Origin of the sequence: Streptomyces sp. NPDC058464, from assembly GCF_042721035.1 — a bacterium.
Lineage (GTDB): Bacteria > Actinomycetota > Actinomycetes > Streptomycetales > Streptomycetaceae > Streptomyces.
In genome coordinates this window covers 12,400-26,114 of record NZ_JBHXMA010000001.1, presented here as the reverse complement: position 1 = coordinate 26,114, position 13,715 = coordinate 12,400, and the positions used below count along the sequence as shown (strand labels likewise).

General features: G+C 70.7%; 14 protein-coding genes. 8 read left to right on the top strand and 6 right to left on the bottom strand.

The features are described from left to right. Positions 1–4: 4 nt before the first annotated feature. Together ACFWPQ_RS00135 and ACFWPQ_RS00130 are read right to left on the bottom strand one after the other, a co-directional pair. Positions 5–1,168, bottom strand: coding sequence for an acyl-CoA dehydrogenase family protein (locus ACFWPQ_RS00135; RefSeq protein ID WP_384028263.1), 1,164 nt, complete (start codon positions 1,166–1,168; stop codon positions 5–7). Between the two features lie 226 nt (positions 1,169–1,394). Continuing rightward, on the bottom strand, positions 1,395–2,279 hold the full coding sequence (locus tag ACFWPQ_RS00130; protein WP_384028261.1) for a TetR/AcrR family transcriptional regulator: 885 nt from the start codon (positions 2,277–2,279) through the stop codon (positions 1,395–1,397). Between the two features lie 167 nt (positions 2,280–2,446). Between ACFWPQ_RS00130 and ACFWPQ_RS00125 the strand changes: the two genes are divergently transcribed. Genes ACFWPQ_RS00125 through ACFWPQ_RS00115 form a run of 3 tightly spaced genes read left to right on the top strand, consistent with a single transcriptional unit; the run spans position 2,447 to position 5,294 of the window. Then, positions 2,447–3,325: an acyl-CoA dehydrogenase family protein gene (locus ACFWPQ_RS00125; protein WP_384028259.1), complete on the top strand. Its 879-nt coding sequence runs from the start codon at positions 2,447–2,449 to the stop codon at positions 3,323–3,325. Positions 3,326–3,345: 20 nt separating this feature from the next. After that, a complete protein-coding gene (locus ACFWPQ_RS00120) occupies positions 3,346–4,479 on the top strand; it encodes an acyl-CoA dehydrogenase family protein (protein WP_384028257.1) in 1,134 nt (377 codons plus the stop codon). Positions 4,480–4,502: 23 nt separating this feature from the next. Further along, positions 4,503–5,294, top strand: coding sequence for an enoyl-CoA hydratase (locus ACFWPQ_RS00115; protein ID WP_384028255.1), 792 nt, complete (start codon positions 4,503–4,505; stop codon positions 5,292–5,294). A gap of 34 nt (positions 5,295–5,328) precedes the next feature. On the opposite strand, the gene ACFWPQ_RS00110 is transcribed toward ACFWPQ_RS00115, so the two are convergent. From ACFWPQ_RS00110 to ACFWPQ_RS00095, 4 genes are all read right to left on the bottom strand, one after another. Further along, positions 5,329–6,282, bottom strand: coding sequence for a dihydrodipicolinate reductase (locus ACFWPQ_RS00110; protein WP_384028253.1), 954 nt, complete (start codon positions 6,280–6,282; stop codon positions 5,329–5,331). 113 nt (positions 6,283–6,395) lie between these two features. Then, positions 6,396–6,923, bottom strand: a complete 528-nt coding sequence (locus ACFWPQ_RS00105; protein WP_361282350.1) for a carboxymuconolactone decarboxylase family protein — start codon at positions 6,921–6,923, stop codon at positions 6,396–6,398. Continuing rightward, positions 6,920–7,648 (bottom strand): SDR family NAD(P)-dependent oxidoreductase, encoded by a 729-nt coding sequence (locus ACFWPQ_RS00100; protein ID WP_384028250.1) that lies wholly within the window; start codon positions 7,646–7,648, stop codon positions 6,920–6,922. The genes ACFWPQ_RS00105 and ACFWPQ_RS00100 overlap by 4 nt, the downstream gene beginning before the upstream one ends. Further along, positions 7,645–8,451, bottom strand: a complete 807-nt coding sequence (locus ACFWPQ_RS00095; RefSeq protein ID WP_384028248.1) for a TauD/TfdA dioxygenase family protein — start codon at positions 8,449–8,451, stop codon at positions 7,645–7,647. Before ACFWPQ_RS00095 ends, ACFWPQ_RS00100 begins: the two co-directional genes overlap by 4 nt. A 143-nt stretch (positions 8,452–8,594) precedes the next feature. Here ACFWPQ_RS00095 and ACFWPQ_RS00090 point away from each other — a divergent pair, with 143 nt between their 5' ends. From ACFWPQ_RS00090 to ACFWPQ_RS00070, 5 genes are all read left to right on the top strand, one after another. Continuing rightward, positions 8,595–9,326, top strand: a complete 732-nt coding sequence (locus ACFWPQ_RS00090; protein ID WP_384028246.1) for an SDR family oxidoreductase — start codon at positions 8,595–8,597, stop codon at positions 9,324–9,326. Next, positions 9,323–10,789, top strand: coding sequence for an aldehyde dehydrogenase family protein (locus ACFWPQ_RS00085; protein ID WP_384028244.1), 1,467 nt, complete (start codon positions 9,323–9,325; stop codon positions 10,787–10,789). Before ACFWPQ_RS00090 ends, ACFWPQ_RS00085 begins: the two co-directional genes overlap by 4 nt. Continuing rightward, on the top strand, positions 10,786–11,991 hold the full coding sequence (locus tag ACFWPQ_RS00080; RefSeq protein WP_384028242.1) for a CaiB/BaiF CoA transferase family protein: 1,206 nt from the start codon (positions 10,786–10,788) through the stop codon (positions 11,989–11,991). Before ACFWPQ_RS00085 ends, ACFWPQ_RS00080 begins: the two co-directional genes overlap by 4 nt. A gap of 101 nt (positions 11,992–12,092) precedes the next feature. Further along, positions 12,093–13,478, top strand: coding sequence for an ABC transporter substrate-binding protein (locus ACFWPQ_RS00075; protein WP_384028240.1), 1,386 nt, complete (start codon positions 12,093–12,095; stop codon positions 13,476–13,478). A gap of 8 nt (positions 13,479–13,486) precedes the next feature. Next, complete coding sequence (locus ACFWPQ_RS00070; RefSeq protein ID WP_384028238.1) at positions 13,487–13,687, top strand: ferredoxin; 201 nt, start codon at positions 13,487–13,489, stop codon at positions 13,685–13,687. Positions 13,688–13,715 lie beyond the last annotated feature (28 nt).

The window sequence follows — 13,715 nt, the reverse complement described above, 5'->3', positions numbered from 1 at the left end:
CTCCTCAGTAGCTTCTGGGCAGTCCCAGGGTGTGCTCGCCCAGGTAGTTCAGGACCATCTCCTGGCTGACGGGCGCGATGCGCATGAGCCGTGCCTCGCGGAAGTAGCGGGCGACCGGGTACTCCTCGGAGTAGCCCATGCCGCCGTGGGTCTGCAGCGCCCGGTCGGCGGCGGTGAACCCGGCGTCCGCGCACAGGTACTTGGCGGTGTTCGCCTCACGCCCGCACGGCCGGCCCTGGTCATAGAGCCAGGTCGCCTTGCGCAGGACCAGCTCGGCCGCGTCGAGCCGGGCGAGGGAGTCGGCCAGCGGGAACTGGATCCCCTGGTTCATGCCGATCGGCCTGCCGAACACCTCCCGCTCCCTGCCGTACCGCACCGCGTGGTCCAGGGCCACCCGGCCGATGCCGAGTGCCTCGGCGGCGATCAGCATCCGCTCGGGGTTCAGGCCGTCGAGGAGATAGCGGAAGCCCTGGCCCTCCTCGCCGACCCGGTCCTCGACCGGGATGCGCAGTTCGTCGATGAACAGCTCGTTCGACGTGACGGCGTTGCGGCCCATCTTCGGGATCGGGCGGATGTCGACCCGGTCGCGGTCGAGGTCGGCGAGGAACAGCGTCATGCCGTCGGTCCGCTTCTCGACCTCGTCGGCCTTCGACGTGCGGGTCAACAGCAGGATCTTCTCGGACTCCATCGCCTTCGAGATCCACACCTTGCGGCCACTGACGACGTAGTGGCCGCCGTCCCGGCGGGCGTAGGTCGTGATGCGTGTCGTGTCCAGGCCCGCGCCCGGTTCCGTCACGCCGAAGCAGACGTGCAGGTCGCCGTCCGCGATCCGGGGCAGGGTGTGCCGCTTGAGCTCCTCGGAGCCGTGCACGACGACGGGGTGCATGCCGAAGATCGACATGTGGATCGAGCTGGCCGCGTTCATTCCGCCGCAGCGGGCGACCTGTTCCAGCAGCAGCGTCGCCTCGGTGATGCCGAGGCCGTGGCCGCCGTACGCCTCCGGGATTGTGATGCCCAGCCAGCCGCCGCCCGCGACGGCTTCGTAGAACTCCTCGGGGAAGGCGTGGTCGCGGTCCTTCTCCATCCAGTACCGGTCGTCGAAGTCGCGCAGGAGACCGGTCACGGCCTTGCGGATCGTCTCCTGGTCCTCGGTCAGCTCAAAGTCCACGGCGGGGAACCCCTCTGCCGGCGGCTGATTTGCGAAACATATCAAAGGTCAGACCGAAAGGTTCCGTCAAGGGGGCGAGGCTTCAAGGTCCGGCTCTGCCGGGGAAGTTGGGGGAGGGGGCGGAGAGATCCGGGGGTGAAAAGATGTCGCTCACGGTACGGCGGTGGGTCCCGTGGCAGGCAAAAGGCCCCCGCAGGGATCCCGCGGAGGCCCCGGACCGGTCAGGTCACGCCTGGGAGCGGGCGGCCTTCGTGGCGGTGGTCGCCTTCTTGGCCGGAGCGGCCTTCTTCGCGGCGGCGGCCCGCTTCTGCGGCGTGGCCGTGGTCTTCTTCGCCGGGGCCGCCTTGCGTGCCGTCGCCGCGGGGGCCGTCGGCTTCGTCGCGGGGGCGTCCTCGGCCGGTGCGGTCGTGGTCGGTGCGGTCGCGGCCGGGTCCTGTGCCGTGCCGGGACCCCTGAGCCCGCCCAGGCAGAACGCCCAGACCTCCTCGGCGGTGATGGGTGAGGGGTGGGCGCCGACCGGTGCCGCCGGGGCCTGTGCCGTGAACATCGCCGTCTGCATGATCAGGGACGCGGTGCGCCGGGGCTTCGCGGTCACGGCCTGGCCCGTTCCGACCGCCTCCTCCACCAGCTCCGTGAAGTAGGCGAGCAGCGGCAGGTGGGCGGTGGCCACCTGGTCCGGGTGGGTGACCAGCAGCTGGATCGCGAAGTCGGTGAAGAGCGGGGACTGCTGACCGGCACGCGGTGTGGAGGAGGCGTACAGCAGATCGACCGCGATCTTCAGCCGCTCCAGCGGGTCCCGCCCCGCGGCGGCCCGCTCCCGGATCTCGGCGGCCGACTTCGACAGCGCGTCCTCGAAGAGCGCGAGCAGCAGCTCGTGCTTGCCGTCGAAGTGCTGGTAGAAGCTGCGCAGCGACTGCCGGGAGCGCTCCACGACCTCCTGCACGGTGAAGTCGGTGGTGCCCTTGTCGGCGATCAGTTCCTGGGCGGCGTCCAGGAACCGCTGGACGCGCTGCTCGGCGCGCAGCTTCGCGGCACGGGTGGACCGCTCGACGGCGCGCTGCCGCCAGGCGGGCTCGGGTGTCTCGACCGGTTCTGCGGGGACGGCACTCATGAGCAGAACGGTACTCCACGTATGTGAAAAGGAGGGGCGCTCCCCCTACCGAATCGCACTCCGTAAGAAACAAGAGTATTACTTTCGCTGAGCGAGAATGATATTCTCCCCGATCTGGGCTCGCGCTCGGTGTGCGGCCATCGGGTACCGGCAGGGCGGAGGCGGGCGTGGAGTTCGAACTCGACGAGGACCAGCAACTGCTGCGGCGCACGGTGCGCGAGACGGTCGCCAAGGTGCGCGGCCGACCCGAGGACCAGCAGTGGAGCACCTACCGCCGGCTCGGCTGGCTGGAGGCGCCACCGCTCGAACTCGCCCTGATCCTGGAGGAGTTGGGATACGCGGCCGACCCGACACCGTTCCTGGCCACGGCCACCTGGTTCGCCCCGCTGACCGGACGGCTCCCCGACGGCAGCGGCACGGCGGTCTTCGACGGCGCCGGGCGGTACGTCCTGGACGCCGACCGCGCCGACGAGGTCGCGCTGCTCACGGCGGACGGCGTGGTCGTCGTACCCGGTGCCGAACTGGCGGCGCGCCGGATGCCCGTGCTCGACCCGAACCTGCACGTGGCCGGGATCGAGGCCGGTACCGGTGCCCTCGCGGAGGCCGGTGCCCTCGCCGAAGGCGTGCCCGACCTGGCGCTGACCGGCCTCGCGGCCACCGCGGTCGGCGCCTGCCGCCGGATCCTCGACCTGAGCCTGGAACACGTGAGGCGGCGGGTGCAGTTCGGCCGCCCGCTCGGTTCCTTCCAGGCCGTGAAGCACAAGGCCGCCGACATGCACGTGGCGATCGAACGCGCCCGTGCCCTCACCCACTTCGCCGCCCTGACCATCGCCGAGGACGACCCCCGGCGCACCCGGGCCGCCCACATGGCCAAGGCCGCGGCGGGGGAATGCCAGCGGGTGGTCTTCCGGCACGGGCTGCAGCTCTTCGGAGCCATGGGCTTCACCTGGGAGAACGAACTCCAGTACCACCTGAAGCGAGCCCAGGCCTGCGATCTGCTCCTCGGCACCGCGTCCGCGCACAGGAAGGCCCTGCTGGGCTCATGAGACTCGCCGACGATCCCGAAGTGGCCGCTTTCCGAGCCGAGTTCGCCGCCTTCCTCGACGCCCACCTGCCCGCCGAGGCCGAGGCGCGGGACCGCTCCCGCTCCAGCGCCCACGTCCCCGACTGGGCCCGCCGCTGGCAGCGCACCCTGTTCGACGAGGGTTGGCTGCTGCCCGGCCAGCCGGCGGAGTTCGGCGGCCGTGACGCCACGCTGCCGCAACAGCTCGCGCATCTCGAAGAGCTGGCGCACCGCCGGATCTACCACAGCTTCAACCCGCAGGGCCTCGGCATCATCGCCGCGTCCCTGATCACCTTCGGCACCGCGGAGCAGAAGCGCCGCTGGGCCGTGCCGATCCTGCGTGCCGAGATCACCGCGGCGCTCGGGATGAGCGAGCCCGAGGCCGGCTCCGACCTGGCCTCCCTGCGCACCCGGGCGGTGCTCGACGGTGACACCTTCACCGTCGACGGGCAGAAGATCTGGACCTCCGGTGCCCACGACGCCGACGTCGTGCTCGCCTTCGTGCGCACCGACCCCGACGCGCCCAAGCACAAGGGGATCAGCGCGCTGCTGATCCCCACGGCCACCGAGGGCGTCGTACGGCGTCCCTTCGGTTCGATCGCCGCCGAGGACGATCTCGACTTCAACGAGGTGTTCCTCACCGACGTCCGGGTGCCGCGCGAGAACCTCGTCGGGCCGCTCCACGAGGGCTGGCGGGTGGCCAACGGCTCCCTGGGGCACGAACGCACCCTGCTGTGGCTGTCGTTCGCCGAGCGTCTGGAGGACCTGGTGCAGGACGCGGCCGACGTCGGAGCGGGTGAGGAGTGGTATGCCACCCTGCTCATGGACCTCCAGGCGCTACGGCTGCTCGGCTACCGGCAACTCGGCCCGGGCCGGGACCCCGCCGAACTGTCGGTCCTCAAGCTGCTCGGCTCCGAGGCCGTCCAGTCCGCGTCCCTGCACGCCCTGGAGGCCCACGGCGCCGACGCCCTGCCGCATCCCGCCCGCACCGGGCCGTACCACCACATGAACAACGAGGCGTTCATCTCCAGCTGGTTCGAGCGATACGCGCGCAGTTTCGCCGGCACCATCGCGGGCGGTACCAGCGAGATCCAGCGCAACATCGTCGCCGAGCGCATCCTCGGCCTGCCGCGCTAGAGGACGGACAGAGGACCCCAGTCATGGACCAGATCCTGTACGACGCCGAGGACGGCATCGCGACGATCACCCTCAACCGACCCGAGGTCGCGAACGCCCAGACCATGGCCCTCCTCGACGACCTCGACGCCGCCTGGACACGCGCGGCCCGGGACGAGGCGGTGAAGGTGGTCGTGCTCAGGGCGAACGGCCGGCACTTCTCCGCGGGCCACGACCTGAAGGACCGCTGGCCGGGACCCGGCGAGATCACCCTCGAGTGGATCTACGCCGCCGAGACGCGCCGCTACCTCGAATACTCGCTCAAGTGGCGCAACATCCCGAAGCCCACCATCGCGGCCGTCCAGGGCAAGTGCATCGCGGCCGGGCTGATGCTGTGCTGGCCGTGCGACCTGATCGTGGCCGCGGAGAACGCGGAGTTCTCCGACCCGGTGGTCCACATGGGCATCGGCGGGGTCGAGTACCACGGCCACACCTGGGAGCTGGGGCCCAGGAAGGCCAAGGAGATCCTCTTCACCGGCCGCCCCCTGACCGCGCACGAGGCCGAACAGGTCGGCATGGTCAACAAGGTCGTCCCGTTGGCCGAACTCGGCCCGGCCACTGACGAGTTGGCCCGGCGGATAGCGCGGATGCCGTCGTTCGGCCTGCGCCAGGCCAAGCGTGCCGTCAACCAGACCCTCGACGTCCAGGGCTTCTACGCCGCCCTCCAGTCCGTCTTCGACATCCACCAGACCGGGCACGGCAACGCCCTGAGCGTGGACGGCTATCCGATCCTGACCCGGCTGGACGAGATGAAGAGCCGTCTGAAGCAGGGCTGAACGGGAGAGGCCCGGCTCCCTCCCGTCCCGGAGCTCAGCCGAGGGCTGCGGTGAACAGGGGGAGGTCCACGGTCGTACGGATGCCGGGTGCGGCCGCACACACGGCGGGGACGGCGTTGACCGCCCGATGCGCGGTGTATCCGGGGGAGACCGCGGCCAGTCGCTCCGACGGCACCGGGAACCGCATGTCGACGTCCAGCGGCGTGTCGCCGTCGACCGCCAGATGCCAACCGGTGGAACGCAGGTCCCAGTCCACGTCCAGGTCCGTGGTGCAGTACCAGGTCGCGTCGAACTCCAGCAGCGTGCGTCCGCCGTGGCGGCCGGACAGCGTGATCCGCTGCGCGGCCACCGTCCCCGCACGAAGGACTCCGGCGGCGATGGCGGTCGTGCGCACGGCGGTGGCGATCCGGCCCCGGGCCTCGACGGATTCGAGGGGCAGGCCCAGGGCATCGGCCACCAGCCGCAGGGACGGCCCGAAACCCGACCGGACGTGTGCCAGGCGGCCTTCGTCGAACCCGCCGTCCGGTGCCGCTCCGAACCCCATCACGTCGAAGAGCAGCCCCGGTGAGTTGCGGCGCGACAGATCGGCGTACTCGTGGACGGTGAGCTTCTCCAGCCGCCGCTGCACGGAGGCCAGGACGAGCGGTACGGCCTCGGTGATGAACCCCGGACTGCTCCCCGTGGCGTGCAGTGATGTGCCGCCCCGCGCGCAGGCCTCCTCGACCCGGAGCCTCAGCGCGGGCTCCAGACCGGGTGGGTGGTGGAAACCGCCCGCCGTGGTCACCACGTTCGCACCGGACGCCAGCAGGGCGCACAGCTCGTCGTGGTCGGTCACGCGGGGCATGTACAACACGCAGTCGGCGCCGAGCGCGCGTATCTCGTCGGGGTCGCAGGTGGTGACGACCCCGGTCGGACCGCTTCCGCACAGCTCGCCGGCGTCCCGCCCGGCCTTCTCCGGACCCGTGACGTACACACCGGCCAGAGCCATGCGCGGATGGTCGACAACGGCACGGAGCGAGCGCGAACCGATGTTTCCGGTGGCCCACTGCACGACCCGCAGGATCCGCTCCGGACGCCGGAGGCGCCGGGGATGCCGTGGACTCACCCCTCGTCCTCCATCCCTCCGCCGTCCATGCCCGCATCCGGCTCCACACCGAAGGTGTTGTACGCCATGGCCTGCAGGCGGTACGCGCCGACGACGAACACGAACTCCATCAACTGCGGCTCGTCCAGTTCCTTCGCCAGTTCCGCGTACAGCGCGTCCGAGAGCGAGGAGGCGGTGTCGAGTTCGTCCACCGCCCGGTTCACCAGGGTGTCCACGCCGCGGCGTACTCCTTCGACCTCTTCGTCCGTGACACCGGCCTCCCGGGCCAGCAGTACGTGATGCGCCCACTCGTACCGGCAGCGGTTGCGCCAGGCGACCCGGAGGACCGCCAGTTCCCGCATCCGGGCCGGCAGCGTGCCGCGGTAGACCAGTTGGGTGGAGAACGTCAGGAAGGCCCTGGCCAGGCGCGGGTGGTTCAGCAGCAGGCCGAGCGCGTTGGACGGCGGGACAGTACGGCCGCCCGTGAGCGGTCGCAGGGCCTCGGCGTCCCAGTCCTCGTACGGTATCGGCGGCAGCCTCGTCACGTGTTGCGGCCCCCGTTCACACCGATGATCTGCCCGGTGATGTAGCCGGCCTCCTCGCTGACCAGGAAGGAGCAGGTCGCGGCGATGTCCTCGGGGCGGCCCACGCGGCGGACGGGGGTGCGGGCGATGTGGTCCTCGACGGTGCCGCCGAGGCGCTGCTCGCGCTCGGCCGTGCGCAGCATCGGGGTGTCGACGAACCCCGGAGGTATCGCGTTGACGGTGATGCCCCGCGGGCCCAGCTCCAGTGCGAGGGACTTGGTCAGCCCGTTCACCGCGGACTTGGCGGCGACGTAGTGCGCCATGAACGGCTGCCCCGAGTGGGTACTGGAGGAGGAGATGTTCACGATCCGGCCCCAGCGGCCCTCCCACATGTCCGGCAGGGCCGACTGCACGCAGTGGAAGACGCCGTTCAGGTTGATGTCGACGATCCGCTGCCAGTCGGCGAACGACAGGTCGCCGAAGCGCGTGAAGCCGTCCCTGCCTGCCGCGTTGACCAGCACGGAGACGGGGCCGAGACGCTCGCGCACCGCGTCCATCGCCTTGTCGACCTGGGCCCGGTCGGTGACGTCGACGGCGAGCCCGTAGGCCTCCGGCGCCGGGACCAGGTCCAGTACGGCGACCTTCAGCCCGTCGGCTGCGAGCCGGCGGGCGACGGCCAGGCCGATGCCGGAGGCGCCGCCCGTGACGACCGCCGTCCGCACCGGTACGGCGGCTGTCGCCGTCATGCGAAGGCCTCGTCACCCACGATGGTCGTCCGGTGCAGCAGTCGCTCGGAGTTCTCGTCGTACGGCAACGCCCGGTGCAGGATCCCGGTGTTGTCCCACACGACCAGGTCGCCGACCTCCCAGTCGTGGGTGTAGCGGAACCGCTCCTGGGTGGTCCAGTCGAGCAGGTCGTCGAGGAGGGCACGGCTCTCCTCGGGGTCCATTCCGACGACGTGGTCGGCGGTGGCACCGGCGACGAGCGAACGGCGGCCGTCCCGGCGCCGCCACACCAGGGACATCTCGTGAGCGGGCTGGGTGCGCCAGCCGGCCAGCTCCTCCGGGGTGGGGTCCGGGGTCACCAGCCGTTGCGCCGCCTCGAAGGTGTGCACCACCCGCAGGGTCTCGTAGCGTTCGCGGTCCTTGACCGGCAGGTTCTCGTAGGCGGCGTAGGTACTGGCGAAGTCCGTGCCGCCGCCCGCCGTGGCCACGTGCCGGGCGGTGAGCGTGGTCGCCCTGACGGGCACGTCGTCGCTGGTGCCGTCGAGGTGCCAGAAGAAGGCGCCCTTGAGGTACTTGGCGCTCGCGCTCTTCTCCGGGTTGATCGAGATGGGGAAGATCTCCTGACCGCGCAGCGCGACCACCTCGCCGAGCCGGCGGCTGAACGCCAGCTGCCGCTCGTCGTCGAGGTGCAGCCCGCGCACGACCAGCACACCGCGCCACTTGAGCGCCTCGACGCAGCGATGCACGAAGGTGTCGTCGAGCGGGTCCGCGACACCCGTGAACTCCACGCCGAGCGACGGGCGTACGGCCTTCGAGTCGATCATGAAAACTCCCCTTTCGTTTGTGAGAACCATATTCTCCTCGTGGTGGGGGCGGGAAGTGAAGAGCATGAGATTCTCGTGTTCGAGTCCTTGATTCGCACAAAGTGAGAATGTAGTTTCCAGCCCAACCGAGCAAGGAGGCTGGGATGCGCTTGCAGAACAAGGTGGTGATCGTCACCGGGGCAGGCCAGGGCATCGGTGAGGGATACGCCAGGGCACTGGCCGCCGAGGGCGCGCGGGTCGTGGTGGCGGACCTGAACGAGGAGCAGGGCAGGCGCGTCGCCAAGGACATCGGCGACGCGCTCTTCGTCGCGGTCGATGTGGCCGACCCCTCCTCCGCCGCGCAGCTCGCCGCCACGGTGATGGATGAGTACGGCTCCATCGACCACCTCGTCAACAACGCGGCGATCTTCCACGGGATGCGCCGCGAGGGCATCGTCACCGTCGACTACGACTACCTGGACCGGTTCCTCAGGGTGAACCTGCTCGGCGCCCTGCACGTCACCCGCGCGGTGCTGCCGCACCTGAAGGAGGGCGCGGCGATCGTCAACCAGTCGTCCACCGCCGCCTGGCAGGCCACCGGCTTCTACGGACTCGCCAAGGCCGGCGTCAACCACCTCACCGTCTCGCTGGCCTCCGAACTCGGACCGCGCGGCATCCGCGTCAACGCCATCGCGCCCGGGCCGACGGACACCGAGGCGACCCGCAGCATCATCCCGGAGGCGCACCGCTCGGCCATGGTGCAGTCCTTCCCCCTCAAGCGCATGGGGACCCCGGCGGACCAGGCGGGCGCGCTGGTGTTCCTGCTCTCCGACGACGCGGCCTGGGTCACCGGCCAGATCCTCGCCGTGGACGGCGGATCGCTGGTGCGGCTGTGAGCGCGCCCGCCGGCAGGTCCCAGCTGATCGACGGCAAACTCCTCACCGCCGACACCACGTTCCCCACCTACAACCCCGCCACCGGTGAACTCCTCGGCCACGCCCCCGACGCCACCACCGCCAACGCCGAGGCCGCCGTGGCCGCCGCCCGCCGCGCCTTCGACACCACCGGCTGGTCCACGGACCGCGACCTGCGGCTGCGCTGCCTGCGCCAGCTCCACCAGGCCCTCGACGAGCACCGCGAGGAACTGCGCGAACTGACCATCGCCGAGGTCGGCGCCCCACGCCAGCTCACCCACGGCCCGCAGCTCGACGAGCCCATCGGCATAGTCAAGTTCTACGCCGACCTGCTGGAGGCCTACGAGTTCTCCGAGGACCTCGGCGAGGTCGAGCTGCGCGGCCAGCGCCACCACCGCTGGGTGGAGAAGGAAGCGGCCGGCGTTGTCGCCGCGATCCTGCCGTACAACTACCCCAACCAGCTCGCCCTCGCCAAGCTCGCCCCCGCCCTCGCCGCGGGCTGCACCGTCGTCCTCAAGGGCGCCCCGCAGACCCCGCTCACCACCCTCGCCCTCGGCGAACTCATCGCCGAGCACACGGACATACCGCCCGGCGTGATCAACGTGCTCAGCTCCGCCCGCCCCGAGGTCGGCGAACTGCTCACCACCCACCCCGACATCGACGTGGTCACCTTCACCGGCGCCACCACCACCGGCCGCCGGATCATGGCCGCGGCGGCGGACTCCGTCAAGCGGGTCTTCCTCGAACTCGGCGGCAAGTCGGCCATGATCGTCCTGGAGGACGCCGACTTCGTGAAGGCCGGCATGTTCGCCGCGTTCACCATCTGCTCCCACTCCGGCCAGGGCTGCGCCCTCACCTCACGCCTGCTCGTGCCGCGCGAACACCACGACCGGATCGTGGAGTTGGTGGCCGCGGGCATGGCGCGCGTGAACGTCGGCGACCCGACCGACCCCAGGACCACCATGGGCCCGCTGATCAGCGAGCAGCAGCGCGACAAGGTCGACGGCCTGGTCCGCCGGGCCGTCGAGGCGGGCGCGACCCTGGTGCGGGGCGGCAACCGCATCGAGCCCGGCTACTTCTACGAACCCACCCTCCTCGCGAACGTCGAGCCGGACAGCGAGATCGCCCAGGAGGAGGTCTTCGGCCCCGTCCTCGCCGTGATCCCCTTCGACGACGAGGAGGACGCGGTCCGGATCGCCAACAACTCCCGCTACGGCCTGTCCGGCGCCGTGCACAGCGCCGACGAGCAGCGCGCGATCCGTCTCGCCCGGCGCATCCGCACCGGCACCTTCTCCATCAACGGCGGCAACTACTTCGCGCCCGACGTGCCCTTCGGCGGCTACAAGCAGTCCGGCGTCGGCCGGGAGAGCGGCCGTTCGGGATTCGAGGAGTTCCTGGAGGAGAAGTCGTTCGCCCGGGTCGTCGTGCCCCTGGAGCAGGCATGAGGCCTCTGGAGGGCATCCGGGTCCTCGAAGTCGCGATGTACGGCTTCGTGCCCTCGGCCGGAGCCGTGCTCGCCGACTGGGGCGCGGACGTCGTCAAGGTCGAACACGCCGTGAACGGCGACCCGCAGCGCGGACTGCGCCAGACCGGCACCTTCAGGGTCGAGGGCGACCCCAACCCCAACGTCGCGCACGCCAACCGCGGCAAACGGTCCATCGGCCTCGACATCGCACGGCCCGAGGGACGCGAGGTGCTGTACGAACTGGCCAAGGACGCCGACGTGTTCCTCACCAGCTTCCTGCCCGCCTCCCGGGCCCGCCTAGGGATCGACGTCGACGACATCCGCGCCGTCAACCCACGAGTCGTGTACGCCCGAGGGAGCGCGCTCGGGCCGCGCGGCCCCGAGGCGGACCGGGGCGGCTACGACATGACCGCCTTCTGGGCCCGCGCCGGCACCGCCGCCAGCATCACCCCGCCCGGCACCGAGGGACTGATCAGCCCACCCGGACCGGCCTACGGCGACACCGTCTCCGGCACCAACCTGGCCGGCGGGATCGCGGCCGCCCTGCTGCGCCGCGAGCGCACCGGGGAGGCAGCGGTGGTGGACGTCTCCCTGTTCGGCAGCGGCCTGTGGGCGATGGGCCACGCCATCGGGCTCTCCCTGCACCTGGAGCGGGCCTGGGAGGGCGTACGGCCCAGCGCCCACGGCTCGCCCAGCAACCCGCTCTCCGGCCTCTACCGGACGGCCGACGACCGCTACATCTCCTTCGTCATGCTCCAGCCGGCGAGGTTCTGGCCGGGCGTCTGCCACTGCCTGGGGCGGCCGGACCTCGCCGAGGACCCCCGGTTCGCGACCGGCGAGGCCATCGCCGGGCACACCGAGGAGGCGGTGAAGATCCTCCGGGAGATCATCGCCGGGGGCACCCTCGCCGAGTGGTCCGAGCGGTTCGCCGCCCTCGACGGGCCGTGGGCCCCCGTCCAGGACACCCTCCAGGCCGCCGCCGACCCGCAGGCCCGCGCCAACGGCTACCTCGGACCCGCCGGTGACCTCGAACTCGTCGCCAGCCCCGTCCAGTTCGACGTCGAGGACATCCCCCTCGGCCCCGCACCGGAGTTCGCCGCGCAGACCGAGGAGATCCTCGCCGAGCTCGGCTACGACTGGGACCGCATCCTCGCCCTGAAGGCGAGCGGCGCGGTCACCTGACCCCGCACTTCCTCAGAGCCTGTGTCATACCCCCGGCCGGGCGTATGGCACAGGCTCTCACCCCCTCGGACGACGCCGTCCGAGCCCTTCGAGGAGGCACCATGCGCAGGCTGCTGATCGGCGCGGTCACCGTGACCGCGGTGCTGCTGGCCGGCTGTTCCACGCGCTCCGACGACACCACCGGCTCCGACGCCGCACACGACGCGAGCCCCACCGCGAGCGGATCGGGTTCATCCAGCGCCGACTTCGGCACGCTGAAGGACGTGTGCGGTCCCGGCACCGCCAAGTCCTCCACCTCCCAGGGCGTCACCGCCGACCAGATCCAGGTGGGCGTGATGTCCGACGTCGGCTTCACCAAGAACTCCGAGTTCGTGGACGCCGCCAAGGTGTTCACCTCCTGGTGCAACGACGCGGGCGGCATCAACGGCCGCAAGCTCGTCCCCGTCACCCGCGACACCAAGCTGACCGAGGTCCGCCAGGGTGTCCTGGAGGCGTGCAAGGCGGACTTCGCGCTCGTCGGCGGCGGCTCCGCGCTGGACAGCCTCGGCGTGCAGGACCGCCTCAAGTGCCTGCTGCCCAACTTCCCCGGCCAGTCCAGCCAGATCGGCGCCATCGGCTCCGACCTCCAGGTGATGGCCTCCCAGCCCGTCGCCGGGTACTTCCAGTACGCCGGCTACTACACGTGGCTGCTGAAGGACAAGTACCCGGACTCGGCGAAGAAGGTCGGCATCATCGCCGGTGACTCGCCCGTCACCAAGGTGATGGCCGCCCAGTTCAAGGAGGCCGTGGCCGGCCTCGGCGGAACCGTCTCGTACAGCGACCTCTACCCCGCGGCCGGGGTCTCCGACTGGACGCCGTACGCCCAGTCGATCAAGAACAAGGGCGTCAAGGGCCTGGTGTTCCTCGGTGACTTCGCCTCCCTGGCCAAACTGGAACAAGCCCTCACCGACATCGGCTACACACCGGACTGGATCGACGCCAACAGCAACGCCTACGGCCCGGCCTTCCTCCAACTCGCCGGCACCGCCCTGGCCAAGCAGCACAACTACGCCGAACTGTTCGCCACCGCCCCGCTGGAGAGCGCCGCTTCGAACCCCGCCACCCAGCAGGTCATCGACCTCTACAAGAAGTACGCGCCGGACAAGCAGGTCACCTACCCGGCCCTGCGCGCCTTCTCCGCCTGGCTGCTGTTCGCCACGGCGGCCCGCGACTGCGCCACCCTCACCCGCACCTGCGTGTACGGCAACGCGGTGAAGAACACCGACTGGACGGCGGGCGGCCTGCAGGCCCCCTTCGACCTCACCTCGAAGCAGCCGACCAAGTGCTACTCCATCGTCGAGGCGACCAGCAAGGGCTGGCAGGCGGCCGACTTCGCCCCGGACCAGGGCGCCTACCGCTGTGACGCCCCCGTCTACAAGTACCAGGCCGACTACGGCAAGCCGGCCACGCTCGCGAGCGTCGGCAAGTCGATGGCCGACCTGAAATGAAACCGGAGATGAGTCACGTGAAGGTACGTGTCGACCCCGAGCGCTGCCAGGGCCACACCCTGTGCGCCATGCGGGCGCCGAAGGTCTTCGACCTGAGCGAGATCGACGGGCATTCCTCACCGGTCACCGAGGACGTCCCCGCCGACCAGGAGGACGCGGTGGTCGAGGCCGTCCGCTCCTGCCCCGAACGCGCCATCAGCGTGTTCTGAGCCGCACCCGGCGGACCGAGAGGAAGCC